Genomic DNA, 17,585 nt, shown 5'->3' with positions numbered 1-17,585 from the left:
CGGTCACCGGCACAGCCTACTAACCGGCGTAGTAATCACCGTCGTCCCGGTCCCGGGTCGGCGGCCCGGGACTCCGGGCGGCGGCCCGCCGGTGCGGGTAGGTGGCCCTCGGCTGCGGAAACAGGGGTGGGTGACTAGCGTGGATCACGGCCGCGACGGGCGTGGCCGACGACGAGACCGGGGGTACCCCGTGCTGCGGTTCGGCCTGTTCGGCACCGGTCACTGGGCGGCGCGCACGCACGCCGCCGGGCTGGACGCCCATCCCCGCGCCGAACTGGTGGGGGTCTGGGGACGCGACCCCGAACGGGCCGCCGCGCTGGCCACCCGGCACGGCGTCCCGGCCTTCGACGACGTCGACGCGCTGCTCGACGTCTGCGACGCGGTGGCCGTGGCGCTGCCCCCGGACGTGCAGGCCGGGATCGCCGTCCGGGCCGCCACCGCCGGCCGGCACCTGCTGCTGGACAAGCCCCTCGCGCTGAGCCTCGACGAGGCCGACCGGGTGGTCGCCGCCACGCGGTCCGCCGGGGTGGCCTCGGTGGTCTTCTTCACCCAGCGCTTCCACCCCGACGTCGACGGCTTCCTCACCGCCACCGCCGCGGCCGGCGGCTGGCAGCACGCCCGCGCCACCCAGTTCGCCTCGATCTACGCCCCCGGCAGCCCGTACGGCGGCTCCCGGTGGCGGCGGGAGCAGGGCGCGCTGTGGGACATCGGTCCGCACGCGCTGTCGATCGTGCTGCCGGTGCTCGGCCGGGTCACCCGGGTCGCCGCGATGGACGGCCCCGGCGGGCTGGTGCACCTGCTGCTCACCCACGACGGAGGTGCGACAAGTGCGCTGTCGCTGACCCTGGACGCGCCGCCGACGGCGTTGACCCGGGACTTCGTCTTCTACGGGGACAACGGCGTCGAGGCCGTACCGCCGGGCGACGGCAACGCGCTGACCGCGTTCGGTACGGCCGTCGACCAACTGCTGGGGCAGGTCGACTCGGGTGACCGGGACCACCGGTGTGACGTCCGGTTCGGCCGGGAGGTGGTGGCGGTCCTGGCGGCTGCGGAGACCGCCCGCGCCGAGGCCCGCACCGTCGATCTCCGACCCTGACCCCTGCCCCTTGCCGCCCCGGTCAGGCCGGTCGGTGGTCAGGTGGGGTATCGGCCCGGGTCGGTGACCGGAGAGTCGTCGGTGGCGGGGCGGGGCGTGGCGCGGCGGGGCGGGGCGTGGCGTTGGCCGGCGGGTCGGTGGCCGGTTCGACGTGCTGCCCCGGACGTCATTCCTGAGAGTCATGAATATGCCCCCGTGTCATGACGGTGGGCGGGCAAGAGTTGTCCTGTCGAGGTGACCGTGGGTCACTGGTTGCCGACATCGGTGATCGCCCGCCGACGGAACGGCTGGTCCCGACCCGCTCACCCCTCCAGATGTGCGGGCCACCCGGGGCGCCGCGGGGGCTGGCCGGATCGGCGGGGGTCGTGGTGGAACGCCGGAAAAACGCGTTGCGCACCGTGGGGTGTGCGCTAGCGTGGCCGCCATGTGTATGCATGCCCTGATCACCGTGGCCGTCACGTCGGCCGCGCGGGGCCCCCTCCTGGTGGCCCGTCCGCGAGTCCGGCGTCCGGCCCTGGCCGGCCGGGACGCCCACCGCGCCTGACCCGAAGCACCATCCCGGCCTGACCGCCACCGTGGTCTGACCGTCACCGGGGCCTGACCGCCGGCCCCCGGCTGCGCTCTCTTCGCGTCGCGTCCCCGCCGATCTCTCCAGGGCCGTCCGAGTCCCGATCCACTCGGACCGGCCCGGCATCGTGCTGCGCCTGTCCGTACCGTCGCCGAGCGGCGACAGACAGGACGAGCCCCGTGGCGCCCCGCCCCGACCGCACCACCGCACGCGACCGGTCCCGTCGCGTACTGTCGCAGAACTTCCTCGCCGACCCGGCCGCCGTGAGCCGGATGGTCCGGGCGGCCCGTACCGGCCCGGACGACCTGCTGTTGGAGGTGGGTGCCGGCCGTGGCCAGCTCACCCGGCCACTGGCGCAACGGTGCGGCCGGCTGATCGCCTACGAGGTCGACCCGACCGTCATCCCCGCCCTGGCGGCGGTGTGCGCGACGCTGCCGCACGTGCGGTACCGGCAGGCCGACTTCCTGACCGCCGCGCCCCCCGACGAACCGTTCGACGTCGTCGGCAACGTTCCCTGGTCGCTGACCGCGGCGGTGGTCCGCTGGTGCCTCGCCGCGCCCCGGTTGCGCGCGGCGACCCTGCTCACCCAGTGGGAGTACGCCCGCAAGCGGACCGGTGACCTCGGCCGGTGGAGCCGGCTGACCGTGCTGACCTGGCCGGAGTACCACTGGCGGCTGTCCGGCCGGGTGGCCCGCACCGCGTTCCGCCCGGTGCCCGCCGTCGACGGGGGCATCCTGCGGATCGAACGCCGGCCGGCGGCGCTGCTGGACCCGGCCGGGCTGCCCGCGTACCGGAAGATGGTGGAGCTGGGGTTCGGCGGAGCGGGCGGGTCGCTCGCGGCCTCGCTACGCACGGCCCATCCGGGCCGGCGGGTCGACGGCGCGCTGCGGGCGGCGCGACTGGACCCGGCGACCCCGGTCGGCCTGGTCTGGCCGGAGCAGTGGCTGGTGCTGTTCCGGTTGCTGCACGCTCCCACGGGTCGCGCCGGTGGCCGGCGGTGACCGGTAGGCGCGGGTCAGGTGGGGGCGGCTCAGGCCAGGGTGCCGAGGGCCTCGTGCAGCTCGGCCGGGTCGTCGAACTGCCCGGCGGGCAGCGCCCGCAGCATCTGGAGCAGTTCGGTGCCGGCACCGTTCTCCTGACCCCAGCGGACCAGGTCCTCGCGGGAGACCGGGTAGTCGAGCCCGGCCAGGTACTCCTGCAACTGCATCCCGGTGACGGTCATGCCGCCGGCTACCCGTTCCACCCGCCCCCACACCGCCCACCGCGCACCGGACGGCGGTTTGTCGGCCGACCCTGCCGGGTAGCCCCGCCCATGCTGGTACAGCGGCTCGGTACGCCGAGCGACTTCGACCCGCTGCTGGAGCGCGCCCGGGACGCCCGGGTGGTGATGATCGGCGAGGCGACGCACGGCAGTCACGACTACTACCGGTTGCGTGAGCAGCTCACCCGACGGCTCATCGCCGAGCAGGGGTTCGACTTCGTGGCGGTGGAGGGCGACTGGCCGGACTGCGACCGGGTGCACCGTTCGGTGGTGGGCGCGCCCGGTGGCGCGCAGGACCCGCGTACCGCGCTGGGCCGGTTCACCCGTTGGCCCACCTGGATGTGGGCCAACGCCGAGGTGGACCGGTTCTGCCGCTGGCTGCGGGCCTGGAACCTGGAGCGCCCGGAGCGGGAGCGGGCCGGTTTCCACGGGCTCGACGTCTACAGCCTGTGGGAGTCCATGCAGGCCATCTTCGACTACCTCGGCGAGGAGGACCCGAAGTCGATGGAGGCGGCGCAGGACGCGTACCGGTGCTTCGAGCCGTACGGCCGGCGGGTCGAGGAGTACGGCGCGGCCAGCCGGTTCGTTTCGGCCCGCTGCGAGGAGGAGGTGATCCGGCTGTTGGCGCGTACCCGGGCACACGTGGTCTCGGACGGCCCGGACGCGTTCGCGGCCTGGCAGAACGCGGAGGTGGTGGCCGGCGCGGAGCGGTACTACCGGGCGATGGTGCACGGCGGGCCGGACTCCTGGAACGTGCGCGACATCCACATGGCCGACACCCTGGACCGGCTGCTCACCCGCTACGGCCCGGGATCACGGGGGATCGTCTGGGCGCACAACACGCACATCGGGGACGCCCGCGCCACCGACATGGCCGGCGACGGGATGGTCAACATCGGCCAGCTCGCCCGGGAACGCCTCGGCCGGGACGCGGTGACGCTGATCGGCTTCGGCGGCTACCGGGGCACCGTGGTCGCCGCCCCGCACTGGGGTTCACCGGCCGAGGTGATGGCGGTGCCGCCGGCCCGGGAGGGCTCGGTGGAGTGGCGGCTGCACGAGGTGCTGCCGGAGCGGGCGGTGCTCGTCTTCGGCGGCCCCGACCAGCCCGACTGGGTCACCGGCACCGTCGAGCACCGGGCCATCGGGGTGGTCTACGACCCGACCTTCGAACGCTGGGGCAACTACGTGCCGAGCCGGCTGGCCGACCGCTACGACGCCCTCGTCTGGTGCGACGAGTCCACCGCCCTGCACCCGCTCCCCACCCACACCACCACAGGCGAACTGGAAACCTACCCCGCCGGCGTATAACCCCGTCCCCCCGCGACTCCTCCGTGGATCATGGAGTTGTGGTGCCCGGTCCGGGGGTTTTCCTCCCGTTCCGTCCGGCACCACAACTCCATGATCGGCAGGGTCAGGCGTTGACCGGGTGTTTGTCGAGGTGGGCGCGGAGGCCTTCGCCCTCGATGTCGACGTTGGGCAGGGCCCGGTCGAGCCAGCGGGGGAGCCACCACGCCCTGGCGTTCAGCAGGGACATCACGGCGGGGACGATGGTCATCCGGACCACGAAGGCGTCGATGGCGACACCGACGGCGAGCGCGAAGCCCATCGACTTGATCACCGGGTCGTCGAGGAAGACGAAGCCGCCGAAGACCGACATCATGATCAGCGCGGCGGCGGTGACCACCCGTGCCCCGTGCCCCATCCCGTTGATGGTGGCCTGCCGGGCCGTGTCGCCGTGCACGAAGTCCTCCCGCATCCGGGAGACCAGGAAGACCTCGTAGTCCATGGCCAGGCCGAACAGGATGCCGATCAGCAGGATCGGCAGGAAGCTGATCAGCGGGGCCGGGCTGTCCAGGCCGACCAGGCTGGCGAGGTGACCCTGCTGGAACACCGCGACGGTGATGCCGAAGGTGGCGGCCACCGTGAGCAGGAAGCCCAGCGCGGCCTTCACCGGCACCAGGATCGACCGGAAGACCAGCATCAGCAGCAGGATCGACAGCCCCACCACGAGCAGCAGGTAGACCGGCATCGCGTCGGACAGCTTCTCGGACACGTCGATGCCGATCGCGGTGACGCCGGTCAGCAGCACCTCGGCGTTGCCGATCGAGCCCACCCGGTCCCGGATGTCGTGCACCAGCGTCTCGGTGGCCGCGTCGGTCGGCCCGCTCTTCGGGATCACCCCGATCAGCGCCGTCCGGCCGGAGGGGTCGAGCTGCGGCGGGGCCACCGCCAACACCCCGTCCGTACGCTGGACCAGCGCGGCGACCTGCGGCACGGCGGTGGCGGTGTCCTGCGGGGAGTCCGAGGTGACCACCACGGCGAGCCGGCCGGTGAAGCCCGGACCGAAGCCCTCCCGGATCAGGTCGGCGCTGGTGCGGGCCGGGCTGCCCACCGGGGCGGTGCTGGCGTCCGGCAGCGCGATCCGCATGTCCTGCGCCGGCAGGGCGAGCAGCCCGAGACCGAGCAGGCCGACCAGGATCACCGGGATGCGCAGCCGGGTCACCCACTGCGCCCAGCGGAACCCGAAGCCGGAGCGGTCCTCGGCGGCCGGCACGGCGTCCACGGCGTCGGTGGCCTCGGCCACCGGGGTGACGTTGCGCAGTTTGCGGGGCAGCACCCGGCGGCCGGCGAACCCGAGCAGCGCGGGGGCGAGGGTGATCGCCACCAGCACCGCCACGCTGACCGTGCCAGCGGCGGCCAGACCCATCACGGTGAGGAACGGGATGCCGACCACGGCGAGGCCGGCGAGCGCGATGACCACGGTGGCGCCGGCGAAGAGCACGGCGGAACCGGCGGTGCCGACGGCCCGGCCGACCGCCTCCTCCGGGGTGAGCCCTTCGAGCAGGTGCTGCCGGTGCCGCGAGGTGATGAACAGCGAGTAGTCGATGCCGACCGCCAGGCCGAGCATCAGGGCCAGGATCGGCGCGGTGCTGGTCAGCTCGACCACGCTGCTCAACGCGAACAGGCCGGCCATGCCGACCCCGACGCCGATCAGCGCGTTCAGCATGGTCATCCCGGCCGCGACCAGCGAGCCGAACGTGATGATCAGGACGATCGCGGCGACGAGCACGCCGAGCGCCTCGGTCGAACCGACCTCCGGTTCCGCGTTGAGCACCTCACCGCCGGGGGCGATCTGCCACCCCTGGGCCTCGGCCTGCGCGCCGACCTTCTCGTACGCCGCCCGCTGGTCGTCGGTGACGTCGTCCGCGCCGGTGGCGAACTGCACCTGGATCAGCGCGTAGCGGCCGTTGGGGGTGATCGCCTGGGACTGGTACGGGTCGACCGCGCCGATGACGCCGGGCAGGGTGGCCGCCTCCTGGACGACCCCCTTCACCACGGCCTGACCGTCGGGGGTGGTCAACTGGCCGTCGGCGGGTGCCTTCACCGCGATGGTGCCGGTGGCGCCGCTGGCTGCCGGGAACCGCTCGGCGAGCAGGTCCAACGCCTGCTGCGACTCGGTGCCGGGCATGGTGAAGTTGCTGGCCGTCGGGCCCTTCAGGGTGGCGGCGGCGATGCCGAGGCCGACGAGTACGACGAGCCAGACGGCGACGACGAGTCGCCGGCGGCGCAACGATGCCCGGCCTAGCCGGTACAGCAGGGTCGCCATCAGATCCTTGTCCTCAATCCTGGTGTTGGTGGTCGAGAGGTGGCCGTGGTGGCGGCGGTGCGGGGGTGACGAGCACCCGCTGGGCGACGGCCAGCAGGGCGGGACGCAGTTCCTCGTCGGAGATGTCGGCGAACGCGCCGCACCCCTCGGCGATGCCGGCGAGCAGCACCAGCGCGGCGACCCGCGCGTCCTGCCCACCGTCGGGGCCGGTCATCGCCTCGATCAGCCGCTCGGAGATCCGCTGGATGTGGGCGAAGGCCGGTTGGGCGAGCAGTTCCGGGAACTCCCCGCGCAGCAGCGCGATCTCACCTCGGAACCGCACCGCGAGGTCGACGAAACCCTCCGCCGCCACGCGTTGCGCCGCCGCGCCGGTCAGCGCCGAGATCCGCTCGTCCAGCTCGCAGAGAACCGCGATCGGTCCTGCCATCAGCTCGGCGAGCAGGGCCTCCTTGCTGGCGAAGTGGTAGAGCACCGCCGCCTTGGAACAGCCCACCTCGCGGGCGATGTCCTGCAACGAGGTGCCCTTGTAGCCGGTGACCGCGAACCGCCGGGCCGCTGCGGCGAGGATCTCGCCGTGCGTGCGGGGGGTGCGCCGGATCATGCGTTCCAGCATGCCTGACCGATCGGTCAGACACTGACCGATCGGTCAGAGCAAGTCGGTGGCGTTCGCCACAGCGCGGCGTCGCTCACCCCCGGCCGTGCTCCCGGTCGTACGCCGCCCGCGCCTCGCTGATCGCCGTCCGGTGCCGGTCCGCCCAGGCGGTCAGCGCCCGCAACGGCTCGTACAGCTCCAACGCCATCGGGGTGGCCCGGTACTCGACCCTCGGCGGCACGCCCGGATGCACCAGGCGGTGCAACAGGCCGTCCCGTTCCAGGTTGCGCAGGGTCAACGTGAGCATCCGGCGGCTGATCCCCTCGACCTGCCGGGTCAGCTCCGAGAAGCGGACCGGGCCGGGGGAGGCGGCCAGCAGGATGCCGATCGCCCACTTACCGCCCACCCGGTCCAGCGCCTCCCGCAGGGTGCAGTCGCCGTCCCGCCCGCCACCGGCACACCCGTCGCCGTCCTGGTCCCCGCCGTGCTGTCGGCCGTCGTGTTGTCGCACGGTGTGCTGGTTTGCGCCGTCGTGCTCCCCGGCGGCGGGGCCGTCCGCTCCGGTGGCGGCGCGGTCAGCGCCGTCCTGCTGCCCGCCGGTGCGGCCGTCGCTGTGTTCCCGGGACACGAGGGGTCTCCTTCCGCCGGTGTCATGGTCACAGACGGACACCCCGACGCCGGGACCGGCCGTCGACCGTGTCGGGGTTGCGCCGGGCCGGCACGGCCGGGAGGGTGGGCGGATGGGTGGGGCGGAGGAGACGCGGGACGGGGTGGGCCTGACCAACCTGGGCCAGCCGCTGCTCGCCGGCAGTGACCTGACCAAGCGGGACCTGGTCGACTACCTCGACGCCGTACACGAGCACATCCTGCCCGGCCTGCGCGACCGGCCGCTGTCGGTGGTCCGGCTGCTGCGCGGGCAGGAGCCGTTCATGCAGAAGAACCTGCCCAAATACACCCCCGACTGGGTACGCCGCACCGCGATCTGGGCCGAGACCTCGCACCGCCAGGTGTCCTACGCGCTCTGCGACGACCGGCGCACCCTGCTCTGGTTCGCCAACCAGCGGGCGATCGAATACCACCCGGCGCTGGTCACCGCGACCCGCCCCGAGCAGCCCACCCACCTCGTGCTCGACCTCGACCCGCCCGAGGGGGACGCCTTCCCGGCGGTGGCCCGGGTCGCCGGGGCGGTCCGCCGGGCGCTGGCCGACGTCGGGCTGGCCGGCGCGGTGAAGACCAGCGGGGCCAAGGGGCTGCACGTCTTCGTACCGGTGCACCCGGACACCACCGCCGAGGAGGTGGCCGCCGCGACCCGGGCGCTGGCCGTACACACCGAGCGTCTCGACCCGCAGGTGGCGACCACCGCCTTCATCCGCGAGGACCGGGGGGGCCGGGTCTTCGTCGACCCCACCCGGGCCGGCGGGGCGACGGTGGTCGCCGCGTACAGCCCCCGGATGCGCCCCGGGCTGCCGGTCTCCTTCCCGGTGGCCTGGGACGACCTCGACCGGGTCACCCCGGCCGACTTCACCGTGCGGACCGTCCCGGCGATGCTCGGCGACCGGGACCCGTGGGCCGGGGCGATGCCCGCGCCGCAGCGCCTCCCCGCCGACCTGGTGGCCGAGGGGCGGACCATCCCGGTGCCCCGGGTGCAGGCGATGCACGAGGGGAAACGCCGCGCCAGGGCCCGCCGCGAAACCCCCTGACCCGCCGCCTGCCCGGGATGGGCGGTGGCCGGCCGGGCGTCTGCCCGGCATCGACTCCCGGGGACGCCTGTCCCGCCCGGCGGCGACCGGGTCACCGTGGGTGCCCGCCCAGTCCGGCGGTGATCGACTCTCGTGGGCCGGTGTAGCGGCATCGTCGAGCCGTGACAGCGCCACGGGGGCGACATTGGGTCGATCACCGCAGTGGCACGGACACCCGCCACGGGCGGTGACGGCCGGACACGGCCGGACACACGACGAAGGCCGCTGATCGGGTTTCCCCTGGTCAGCGGCCTTCTCGTGCTGGTCGTCCGTGGTGCCCCCGGCAGGATTCGAACCTGCGCCCCCGCCTCCGGAGGGCGGTGCTCTATCCCCTGAGCTACGGGGGCTCAGCGACCTGAGAAGAGTAGCAAACCCCTCCGGGATCACCGAATCGCCACCCGGCACCCCTCGGCGCATCACGCTGACCTGCGTGATCATGAGGGCGGGCCGGTGTCGACCGCGACGGCCGTCGGCGGCGGAGCGTCACCGGCGGCCGGGCCGGGCGGATCGGCCACCGGCCGGGCGGACCGCCACCGCCACCAGTCGGGCGGACCGCCACCGCCACCAGTCGGGCGGACCGCCACCGCCACCAGTCGGGCGGACCGAGGCCGGTGGCGGTGGCCGATGTTCGGGGTGGTCAGGCGGCGGCCAGGGTGCGTCCGCAGCTCGGCAGCGGGTGCAGGACGATGCGCCGGGGCAGCCGGCGGGGCCACTCGTTGCGGGGCCAGGAGCCGTCCACGATCAGGTGCACCGGGTGCTGGTCGGCGCCGCTGAGCCGGAGCACGAAGTCGCGGGGCAGCGGCGGGTCCACGCTCGGTGTGGTGACCATGAACCGGACCCGGCCCCGGGAGGACACCGCCGAGATCACCTCGGCGGCGGGCATGGTGCCGCGCAGGCGTACCCGGCCGATCCAGTAGACCTCCGCGTCGTGTTCCTGGGCGGCCCGGGTGATGGCCGGGTACTCGCCGCGTACCCAGCGTTCGACCGCGCCGACGCAGAGCCCGCAGGCCCGCTCGCGCGGTTCCCGGGGACCCAGCCCCCAGGCCCGCAGGTACGCCCCGACGGTGCCGGTGTCCATGGTGAGGTCGAAGCGGCGCTGGATCAGCGCGGCGAGGCTCTGGCGTGTCCAGAGTTCCTCGTCCAGCCCGAACGTGTCGGGGTGGACGCCACGCAGTACGTCGATCAGTTCGAGTTCCTGTTGCCGGCTGAGCGCTCCCGACTCGCCCTGCCGGTGTCCGCGACGGGCGGCTGCCACCGCTCCGTCACCGCCGATGGTGTGGCGTCGGCACCAGCTGGTGACCGAGCGCCGCGCGTCTCTGAGTGCAACCCCCACGTCCTACGCAACGAGTACTAATCGCAACTGGTCACGATATGTAGGTAGAAACCTCTCGTAGAGCGTCAAAGGTGCGCAGCTCGCCAAAGATGCAAATCACCCATAACCCGTCATTGGGTCGGTGAACGCGGGGAGGCCCGCGTCCGCCGGAGCGGTACGCGGGCCTCCCGGGAGGTCGGGCGGGTCAGCCGCCCAGGCGCTTCAACGCGTTCTGCAGGTTGGTCAGGTCGGTCTGCTGGGTGTTCTTCATGGTCTGGGCGACCTTGCGGACGTCGTCGTCGCTGCCGGCGTCGAGAATGCCCTGGATCATGTGGATGCCGCCGAGGTGATGCTTGATCATCATCTGGAGGAAGAGGACGTCCAGCTCGCGCCCCTGGGCGACCCGCAGCTTGGCCATCTCCTCCGGCGTCGCCATACCCGGCATCAGGCCGTTCTCGACCGTGGCCCCGTCGGGCATCCAGGCCATCCGGGGCTCGCTGCCGGTCGGGTCGAGCCCCCACGACCGCAGCCAGGTCTGCATGGTGCCGATCTCGCCCTGCTGGCCGGTGGCGATGTCACCGCCGATCTGCCGCACCTCGGGGTCGGTGCTCCGGTCGAAGGCGATCAGCCCCATCTCGACCGCCTGGGCGTGGTGGGTGCTCATGTCCCGGGCGAAGCCGGCCTCCGCCGAGCTGTCCCCCGGCCGGGTCAGCGTCGGGGTGAGCAGTCCGCCGGCGTACCCGAGCAGGAGGCCGACCACGACGGCGGCGGCCAGCGCGAGCACGCCGTAACGGCCGGCGGGCCGCCGGTCACCTGCGGAGGTGACCGGGGGCTCGACGGGCGGCGTGTCGGTCGTCGCGGGAGCGGTCATCGCCACGTCCTCACTGGGTGGGCTGCTGCTGTTGCTGCGGGAGGTTGTCGCGCGGGGCGGTGCCGGTGGCCGTGATGCCCTGACCGCAGTTGGCGTTCGGGCCCTCGACCGAGGCGTTCACCCGCAGGGTCTTGATGAACTCGTCGATCCGGCTGTCGTCGGCGTTGTCGACCTTGAGCTGGTAGCCCCACGCCTGGAGCGAGATCGGCTTGTCCAGCCCCTCGAACGGGCTGAGCATGGCCTTCTCGACGCCCTGCACCTTGCCGCGGAGCTTGCTGACCTGGTCGGCCGGCAGGTCGGGGCGGTAGGTGATCCACACCGTGCCGTGCTCCAGGCTGTGCACCGCGTGCTCGTTGGCGATCGGGGCGTCGTAGACGTCACCCATGCAGTTCTGCCAGGCCGGGTTGTGCGGGCCGGCCACCGGCGGGAGCACGTCGTACTTGATCGCGCCCTGCTGGTGCTGGCCACCCTGGACGAGCTTGGGGTCCTTGTCCCGGAAGTCGACGATGCCGTCGATGTCGGCGGCCCGCTGCTCCCACGACTTGGAACCCTGGAAGGCCGCGTACGCGCCGTAGCCGATGATCGAGACGGCGAGCACGCCCACGGCGACGAACAGGGCGATCGGGCCCCAGGACCGGCCCTGGCTCACCTTCACCGGCGTGATCGGCTTGCGGGGGCCCTTACCGCCCGAGGTCTGCCGGGGCGCGCCCGCGGACTTGCCGCCCCCGGGCTTGGCGTCGGCCGCGGGCCGGCCGGCCGCCGGCTTCTTACCGGTGCTGACCACGGTCGGACGGCGCTGCGGGCCGCCCGGGGTGCTGATGCTCATCGTGCCTCGTCAGGTCGGTCGGTCAGGGGATCTGGCGGGCCGGGTGACGCTCAGGGTCGCCGCCGAGTGCCCGAGTCTACCCCCGATAACATGGTTCGGTGACTCCCGCAGAACTGGCCGAGGTCGTCCTCTCCGCAGCCCACGCCGTTTTCACCGAGCGTGGGCTCGACCCCGCCGCGCTCCCGGCGCACACGGCGGTGGAGCGACCGCGCAATCCCGACCACGGCGACTACGCCTCGACGCTGGCGCTGCAGCTCAGCAAGAAGGTGGGCGTCCCGCCCCGGGAGTTGGCCGCCGCGCTGGCCGACCAGCTCGGCCGGGCGGCCGGGATCAAGTCGGTGGAGATCGCCGGCCCCGGGTTCCTCAACATCCGGCTCGACGCCGCCGCCGCCGGCCAGCTCGCCCGGGTGATCGTCGAGGCCGGCGAGGAGTACGGCCGCAGCGACCGGCTCGCCGGCCAGCGGATCAACCTGGAGTTCGTCTCGGCGAACCCGACCGGCCCGGTGCACATCGGCGGGGTCCGCTGGGCGGCGGTCGGCGACGCGCTCAGCCGGCTGCTGCGGGCCACCGGCGCCGACGTCGGCACCGAGTACTACTTCAACGACGCCGGGTCGCAGATCGACCGGTTCGCCCGGTCGCTGCTGTGCGCCGCGAAGGGCGAGCCGGCCCCCGAGGACGGCTACGGCGGGGCGTACATCGCCGAGATCGCCGAGCAGGTCAGGGCGGTCCGGCCGGACGTGCTCGACCTGCCCGACGGCGAGGCCCAGGAGGTGTTCCGGGTCGAGGGCGTCACGCTGATGTTCGCCGAGATCAGGTCCTCGCTGCGCGGCTTCGGGGTGGAGTTCGACACCTACTTCAACGAGAAGGACCTGCACGACCGGGGTGAGCTGGACCTCGCCCTGGACCGGCTGCGCGCGCAGGGCCACCTGTACGAGGCCGACGGGGCGACCTGGCTGCGCACCACCGACTTCGGCGACGACAAGGACCGGGTGCTGCGCAAGTCCAACGGCGAGTGGACGTACTTCGCCGCCGACTGCGCCTACTACCTGGACAAGCGGGAACGCGGCTTCGAGCGGGTCGTGATCATGCTGGGCGCCGACCACCACGGCTATATCGGGCGGATGAAGGCGATGTCCGCCTGCTTCGGCGACGACCCGGCGGTCAACCTGGAGATCCTCATCGGCCAGCTGGTCAATCTGGTCCGCGACGGCGTGCCGCTGCGGATGAGCAAGCGCGCCGGCACCGTGGTCACCCTGGAGGACCTGGTCGACGCGATCGGGGTGGACGCCTCCCGCTACGCGCTGGCCCGCTACTCCAGCGACTCGCCCATCGACATCGACGTCGAGCTGTGGACCCGGGCCACCCGGGACAACCCGGTCTACTACGTGCAGTACGTCGCCGCCCGGACGGCGAGCGTCGGCCGTAACGCCGCCGAGGTCGGCCTGAGCCGGGGCGACGGGGCCGGGTTCCGTCCCGAGCTGCTCGACCACGACAAGGAGAACGAGCTGCTCAAGGCGCTCGCCGAGTTCCCCGCCGTGGTCGCCGCCGCCGCCGAGCTGCGCGAGCCGCACCGGGTGGCCCGCTACCTGGAGGACCTCGCCGGGGCGTACCACCGGTTCTACGACAACTGCCGGATCCTGCCGCGCGGTGACGAGGAGGTCACCGACCTGCACCGGGCCCGGCTCTGGCTCAACGACGCCACCCGTACGGTGATCGCCAACGGCCTGCGCCTGCTCGGCGTCTCCGCCCCGGAGAGGATGTAGCCCTGATGCGTGCCCACGAAGCCGGTGCCCTGCACGGCGACATCGGCCACCGGGGGCCGGCCTGGCTGCGTCCGCCGGCCGACGTCAACGCCCTGGTGCCGCAGCTCTGGCCGCGCCAGGTCGAGCGCGGCGCTGACGGCGCGCTGACCGTCGCGGGTCTCGACGTCCGCGAGCTGGCCGCCGGGTACGGCACCCCGGCGTACGTCCTCGACGAGGACGACCTGCGCTCGCGCGCCCGGGACTTCCGGGACGCCTTCCCCGACGTGGACGTCTACTACGCCGGCAAGGCGTTCCTCTGCCGGGCGGTGGTCCGGATGATCGCCGAGGAGGGCCTGCACCTGGACGTCTGCTCCGGCGGCGAGCTGGCCACCGCGCTGTCGGCCGGGATGCCGCCGGAGCGGATCGGCTTCCACGGCAACAACAAGTCCGTCGCCGAGCTGACCCGGGCGCTGGACGCCGGGGTGGGGCGGATCATCCTCGACTCGTTCACCGAGATCGACCGGCTCACCGCGCTGGCCCGGGAACGCGGGGTGCGTCCCGGCGTGCTGATCCGGGTCACCGTCGGGGTGGAGGCGCACACCCACGAGTTCATCGCCACCGCCCACGAGGACCAGAAGTTCGGTTTCTCGCTGGCCGGCGGGGCCGCCGCCGCGGCGGCCTTCACGGTCATCGACGAGGGCGTGCTGGACCTGCGCGGGCTGCACTCGCACATCGGTTCGCAGATCTTCGACACCAGCGGCTTCGAGGTCTCCGCCCGCCGGGTGCTGGCCCTGCAGGCGCAGATCCGCGACGCCCGGGGGGTGGAGCTGCCCGAGCTGGACCTGGGCGGCGGCTTCGGCATCGCGTACACCACGCAGGACGACCCGTCGACCCCGGCGGAGCTGGCCAAGCGGCTCCGCAAGATCGTCGACTCGGAGTGCGCGGCGGAGAACCTGGCCGTCCCGCACCTGTCGATCGAGCCGGGCCGGGCCATCGTCGGCCCCGCCGTGTTCACCCTCTACGAGGTCGGCACCGTCAAGGACGTCGACGGGCTGCGCACGTACGTCAGCGTGGACGGCGGGATGAGCGACAACATCCGGACCGCCCTGTACGACGCGTCGTACTCGGCGACCCTCGCCGGCCGGGCGTCGACGGCCGAGCCACTGCTGGCCCGCGTGGTGGGAAAGCACTGTGAGTCCGGGGACATCGTGGTGAAGGATGAATTCCTGCCCGCCGACGTGCGGCCCGGAGATCTTGTTGCGGTCCCCGGCACGGGGGCGTACTGCCGGAGCATGGCCAGCAACTACAACCATGTGCCCCGCCCCCCGGTGGTAGCGGTGCGTGACGGCCGAGCCCGGCTGATCGTACGGCGGGAGACCGAAGAAGACCTGCTCGCTTTGGATGTGGGATGACGTCACCTGTGCGCTTGGCCCTGCTCGGCTGCGGAACGGTCGGTAGCGAGGTGGTCCGGCTGCTGCACGAGCAGGCCGCCGACCTGGCCGCCCGGATCGGCGCTCCGCTGGAGATCGCCGGTATCGCCGTGCGCCGGCTCGGCCGGGATCGGGGTGACCTCCCCGTCGACCCGGCGCTGTTCACCACCGACCCGCTCGGCCTGATCAAACGCGACGACGTGGACGTCGTCGTCGAGGTGGTCGGTGGCATCGAGCCGGCGCGGAGCTGGCTGGTGGAGGCGCTGCGCGCCGGCAAGAGCGTGGTCACCGCCAACAAGGCGCTGCTCGCCGAGGACGGCGCGTCACTGCACGACGCGGCGGCCGAGGGCGGGGCCGACCTCTACTACGAGGCGTCCGTCGCCGGGGCGATCCCGCTGCTACGCCCGCTGCGCGAGTCGCTGCACGGCGACCGGATCAACCGGGTCACCGGCATCGTCAACGGCACCACCAACTTCATCCTCTCCGCGATGGACGCCACCGGCGCCGGCTTCGCCGAGGCGCTGGACGAGGCGACCGAGCTGGGGTATGCCGAGGCCGACCCGACCGCCGACGTGGAGGGCTTCGACGCCGCCGCGAAGGCCGCCATCCTGGCCTCGCTGGCCTTCCACACCCGGGTCACCGCCGCCGACGTGCACCGCGAGGGCATCACCGAGGTCACCGTCGCCGACATGGCCAGCGCCAAGGCGATGGGCTGCACCATCAAGCTGCTCTGCATCGCCGCCCGGGGCACCGACGCCGCCGGTCGGGAGACGGTCAGCGTCCGGGTGCACCCCGCGATGATCCCGCTGACCCACCCGCTGGCCAGCGTCGGCGACGCGTTCAACGCGGTCTTCGTCGAGGCCGAGGCGGCCGGGCAGCTGATGTTCTACGGTCGGGGGGCCGGTGGCGCGCCGACGGCCAGCGCGGTCCTCGGCGACGTGGTCGCGGTGTCCCGTAACCGGCTCGCCGGTGCCCACGCGGCCAGCGAGTCCGCCTACGCCGACCTGGCGGTCCGGCCGATGGGCGAGGCGTTGACCCGCTACCACATCAGCCTCGACGTGGTCGACCGGCCGGGGGTGCTCCAGGCGGTGGCCGGGGTGTTCGCCAGGCACGACGTGTCCATCGCCACCGTCCGGCAGGGGCCGGCCGGCGGCGGTCCGGCCGGCCGTGGCGAGGACGCCGACCTGGTCATCGTCACCCACGTCGCCCCGGACGCCGCGCTCGCCGCGACGGTGGGGGAGCTGCGCGGGCTGGACATCGTCCGGTCGGTGGCGAGCGTGCTGCGGGTCGAGGGCGGGGCATGACCCGGCGTCTCGCCTGATGGTTATCGACGGGTGTGCCGGGGCCCGGTCGACGAGGCTGGTCCAGGCTGGCAGGGGCCCCGGCACGGCCGGGGCGGCAGAGGCGAGGAGAGCGACATGTGGCGGGGCCTGATCGAGACGTACCGGGACCGGCTGCCGGTCACCGACGCCACGCCCGTGGTCACCCTGCACGAGGGGAACACCCCGCTGCTGCCCGCGCCGGCGCTCTCGGCCCGGCTCGGCGCGGACGTCTACCTCAAGGTCGAGGGGGCCAACCCGACCGGCTCGTTCAAGGACCGCGGGATGACCGTCGCCGTCTCCAAGGCCGTCGAGGCCGGCGACAAGGCGATCATCTGCGCCTCCACCGGCAACACCAGCGCCTCCGCCGCCGCGTACGCGGCCCGCGCCGGGATCACCTGCGCGGTGCTGGTGCCGCAGGGCAAGATCGCGCTGGGCAAGCTGGCCCAGGCGCTGGTGCACGGGGCCAAGCTGCTCCAGGTGCAGGGCAACTTCGACGACTGCCTGGCGCTGGCCTCCAAGCTCGCCCAGGACTTCCCGGTGGCCCTGGTCAACTCGGTCAACCCGGACCGGCTGCACGGCCAGAAGACGGCCGCCTTCGAGATCGTCGAGGCGCTCGGTGACGCCCCCGACATCCACTGCCTGCCGGTCGGCAACGCCGGCAACATCTCCGCCTACTGGATGGGCTACTCGGAGGACCTGCGGGACGGCAACGCCACCCGCGCCCCGAAGATGTACGGCTTCCAGGCCGCCGGGGCGGCCCCGATCGTCAGCGGCCAGGTGGTGCCGGAGCCGTCGACGATCGCCACCGCCATCCGGATCGGCAACCCGGCGAGCTGGACCAAGGCGCTCGACGCCCGGGACGCCTCGCAGGGCCTGATCGCCGCGGTGACCGACCGGGAGATCCTGGCGGCGTACCGGCTGCTGGCCCGGGAGGTGGGGGTCTTCGTCGAGCTGGGCAGCGCGGCCAGCGTGGCGGGTCTGCTCCAGCAGGGGGCCGAGGGTCGGGTGCCGGCCGGGGCGACGGTGGTCTGCACGGTCACCGGTCACGGCCTGAAGGACCCGGAGTGGGCGATCTCCACCGCGCCCGCCCCGATCACCATCGCCAACGACGCCCTCACCGCCGCCCGCTCGCTCGACCTCGCCTGATCCTGACCCCGCCCCGGGCGGCGGCGCCGGCCCCGTGCCGTCCCCGTCGACCCGGCCGGCGGATGACGTGACC

At 73.3% G+C, this 17,585-nt stretch carries 15 protein-coding genes and 1 tRNA gene; 8 read left to right on the top strand and 8 right to left on the bottom strand.

Annotated features, from left to right (window positions below; all coding sequences use genetic code 11):
* The first annotated feature begins 190 nt into the window (after positions 1 to 190).
* Positions 191 to 1,096, top strand: a complete 906-nt coding sequence (locus ACN268_RS16185) for a Gfo/Idh/MocA family protein (protein WP_421483898.1) — start codon at positions 191 to 193, stop codon at positions 1,094 to 1,096.
* 747 nt (positions 1,097 to 1,843) lie between these two features.
* Positions 1,844 to 2,665 carry an ErmE/ErmH/ErmO/ErmR family 23S rRNA (adenine(2058)-N(6))-methyltransferase gene (erm, locus tag ACN268_RS16180; RefSeq protein ID WP_421483897.1) on the top strand — a complete coding sequence of 274 codons (822 nt, stop codon included), beginning with the start codon at positions 1,844 to 1,846 and terminating at the stop codon, positions 2,663 to 2,665.
* A gap of 29 nt (positions 2,666 to 2,694) precedes the next feature.
* Here the strand turns inward: erm and ACN268_RS16175 are convergent, their stop codons facing one another.
* Entirely contained in the window at positions 2,695 to 2,886 is a 192-nt protein-coding gene (locus ACN268_RS16175) for a DUF2795 domain-containing protein (RefSeq protein ID WP_088642812.1), read from the bottom strand.
* 90 nt (positions 2,887 to 2,976) lie between these two features.
* Here ACN268_RS16175 and ACN268_RS16170 point away from each other — a divergent pair, with 90 nt between their 5' ends.
* Entirely contained in the window at positions 2,977 to 4,233 is a 1,257-nt protein-coding gene (locus tag ACN268_RS16170) for an erythromycin esterase family protein (RefSeq protein ID WP_421483896.1), read from the top strand.
* 103 nt (positions 4,234 to 4,336) lie between these two features.
* On the opposite strand, the gene ACN268_RS16165 is transcribed toward ACN268_RS16170, so the two are convergent.
* The 3 genes from ACN268_RS16165 to ACN268_RS16155 all read right to left on the bottom strand — a co-directional run bounded on the left by ACN268_RS16165 (position 4,337) and on the right by ACN268_RS16155 (position 7,551).
* Positions 4,337 to 6,532: an MMPL family transporter gene (locus tag ACN268_RS16165; RefSeq protein WP_421483895.1), complete on the bottom strand. Its 2,196-nt coding sequence runs from the start codon at positions 6,530 to 6,532 to the stop codon at positions 4,337 to 4,339.
* A gap of 13 nt (positions 6,533 to 6,545) precedes the next feature.
* Positions 6,546 to 7,133 carry a TetR/AcrR family transcriptional regulator gene (locus ACN268_RS16160; protein WP_421483894.1) on the bottom strand — a complete coding sequence of 196 codons (588 nt, stop codon included), beginning with the start codon at positions 7,131 to 7,133 and terminating at the stop codon, positions 6,546 to 6,548.
* A gap of 85 nt (positions 7,134 to 7,218) precedes the next feature.
* Positions 7,219 to 7,551, bottom strand: a complete 333-nt coding sequence (locus ACN268_RS16155) for a winged helix-turn-helix transcriptional regulator (protein ID WP_421486911.1) — start codon at positions 7,549 to 7,551, stop codon at positions 7,219 to 7,221.
* A 313-nt stretch (positions 7,552 to 7,864) separates the two neighbouring features.
* Between ACN268_RS16155 and ligD the strand changes: the two genes are divergently transcribed.
* The gene (gene ligD, locus ACN268_RS16150) at positions 7,865 to 8,824 is read left to right on the top strand and encodes a non-homologous end-joining DNA ligase (protein ID WP_421483893.1); all 960 of its coding nucleotides are present in this window, start codon (positions 7,865 to 7,867) and stop codon (positions 8,822 to 8,824) included.
* Between the two features lie 311 nt (positions 8,825 to 9,135).
* Here ligD and ACN268_RS16145 read toward each other — a convergent pair.
* The 4 genes from ACN268_RS16145 to ACN268_RS16130 all read right to left on the bottom strand — a co-directional run bounded on the left by ACN268_RS16145 (position 9,136) and on the right by ACN268_RS16130 (position 11,872).
* Positions 9,136 to 9,210: transfer RNA gene (locus ACN268_RS16145), tRNA-Arg, on the bottom strand.
* A gap of 290 nt (positions 9,211 to 9,500) precedes the next feature.
* A complete protein-coding gene (locus ACN268_RS16140; protein ID WP_421483892.1) occupies positions 9,501 to 10,196 on the bottom strand; it encodes a winged helix-turn-helix domain-containing protein in 696 nt (231 codons plus the stop codon).
* Between the two features lie 184 nt (positions 10,197 to 10,380).
* Complete coding sequence (locus tag ACN268_RS16135; RefSeq protein ID WP_421483891.1) at positions 10,381 to 11,046, bottom strand: DUF305 domain-containing protein; 666 nt, start codon at positions 11,044 to 11,046, stop codon at positions 10,381 to 10,383.
* A gap of 10 nt (positions 11,047 to 11,056) precedes the next feature.
* Positions 11,057 to 11,872: a DUF3105 domain-containing protein gene (locus ACN268_RS16130; RefSeq protein WP_421483890.1), complete on the bottom strand. Its 816-nt coding sequence runs from the start codon at positions 11,870 to 11,872 to the stop codon at positions 11,057 to 11,059.
* A 98-nt stretch (positions 11,873 to 11,970) separates the two neighbouring features.
* Between ACN268_RS16130 and argS the strand changes: the two genes are divergently transcribed.
* The 4 genes from argS to thrC all read left to right on the top strand — a co-directional run bounded on the left by argS (position 11,971) and on the right by thrC (position 17,512).
* Positions 11,971 to 13,635, top strand: coding sequence for an arginine--tRNA ligase (argS, locus tag ACN268_RS16125; RefSeq protein WP_421483889.1), 1,665 nt, complete (start codon positions 11,971 to 11,973; stop codon positions 13,633 to 13,635).
* A 5-nt stretch (positions 13,636 to 13,640) separates the two neighbouring features.
* The gene (gene lysA, locus ACN268_RS16120) at positions 13,641 to 15,026 is read left to right on the top strand and encodes a diaminopimelate decarboxylase (protein WP_421483888.1); all 1,386 of its coding nucleotides are present in this window, start codon (positions 13,641 to 13,643) and stop codon (positions 15,024 to 15,026) included.
* Between the two features lie 8 nt (positions 15,027 to 15,034).
* Complete coding sequence (locus tag ACN268_RS16115) at positions 15,035 to 16,348, top strand: homoserine dehydrogenase (RefSeq protein WP_204926961.1); 1,314 nt, start codon at positions 15,035 to 15,037, stop codon at positions 16,346 to 16,348.
* Positions 16,349 to 16,462: 114 nt separating this feature from the next.
* Entirely contained in the window at positions 16,463 to 17,512 is a 1,050-nt protein-coding gene (thrC, locus tag ACN268_RS16110) for a threonine synthase (protein ID WP_145921470.1), read from the top strand.
* The last annotated feature ends 73 nt before the right edge of the window (positions 17,513 to 17,585 follow it).

It is taken from the genome of Micromonospora sp. WMMD735 (genome assembly GCF_049178995.1).
GTDB lineage: Bacteria > Actinomycetota > Actinomycetes > Mycobacteriales > Micromonosporaceae > Micromonospora > Micromonospora wenchangensis.
Note: the sequence above shows the minus strand (reverse complement) of the source record. Positions and strands in the feature narration are given on the sequence as shown.

Excerpts from the sequence above, each read along its gene's own strand:
- ACN268_RS16160 (WP_421483894.1), bottom strand. The coding sequence starts at position 7,133 with ATGATCCGGCGCACCCCCCGCACGCACGGCGAGATCCTCGCCGCAGCG.
- ACN268_RS16175 (WP_088642812.1), bottom strand. The coding sequence starts at position 2,886 with ATGACCGTCACCGGGATGCAGTTGCAGGAGTACCTGGCCGGGCTCGAC.
- ACN268_RS16130 (WP_421483890.1), bottom strand. The coding sequence starts at position 11,872 with ATGAGCATCAGCACCCCGGGCGGCCCGCAGCGCCGTCCGACCGTGGTC.
- ACN268_RS16135 (WP_421483891.1), bottom strand. The coding sequence starts at position 11,046 with ATGACCGCTCCCGCGACGACCGACACGCCGCCCGTCGAGCCCCCGGTC.
- lysA (WP_421483888.1), top strand. The coding sequence starts at position 13,641 with ATGCGTGCCCACGAAGCCGGTGCCCTGCACGGCGACATCGGCCACCGG.
- thrC (WP_145921470.1), top strand. The coding sequence starts at position 16,463 with ATGTGGCGGGGCCTGATCGAGACGTACCGGGACCGGCTGCCGGTCACC.
- ACN268_RS16165 (WP_421483895.1), bottom strand. The coding sequence starts at position 6,532 with ATGGCGACCCTGCTGTACCGGCTAGGCCGGGCATCGTTGCGCCGCCGG.
- ligD (WP_421483893.1), top strand. The coding sequence starts at position 7,865 with ATGGGTGGGGCGGAGGAGACGCGGGACGGGGTGGGCCTGACCAACCTG.
- ACN268_RS16170 (WP_421483896.1), top strand. The coding sequence starts at position 2,977 with ATGCTGGTACAGCGGCTCGGTACGCCGAGCGACTTCGACCCGCTGCTG.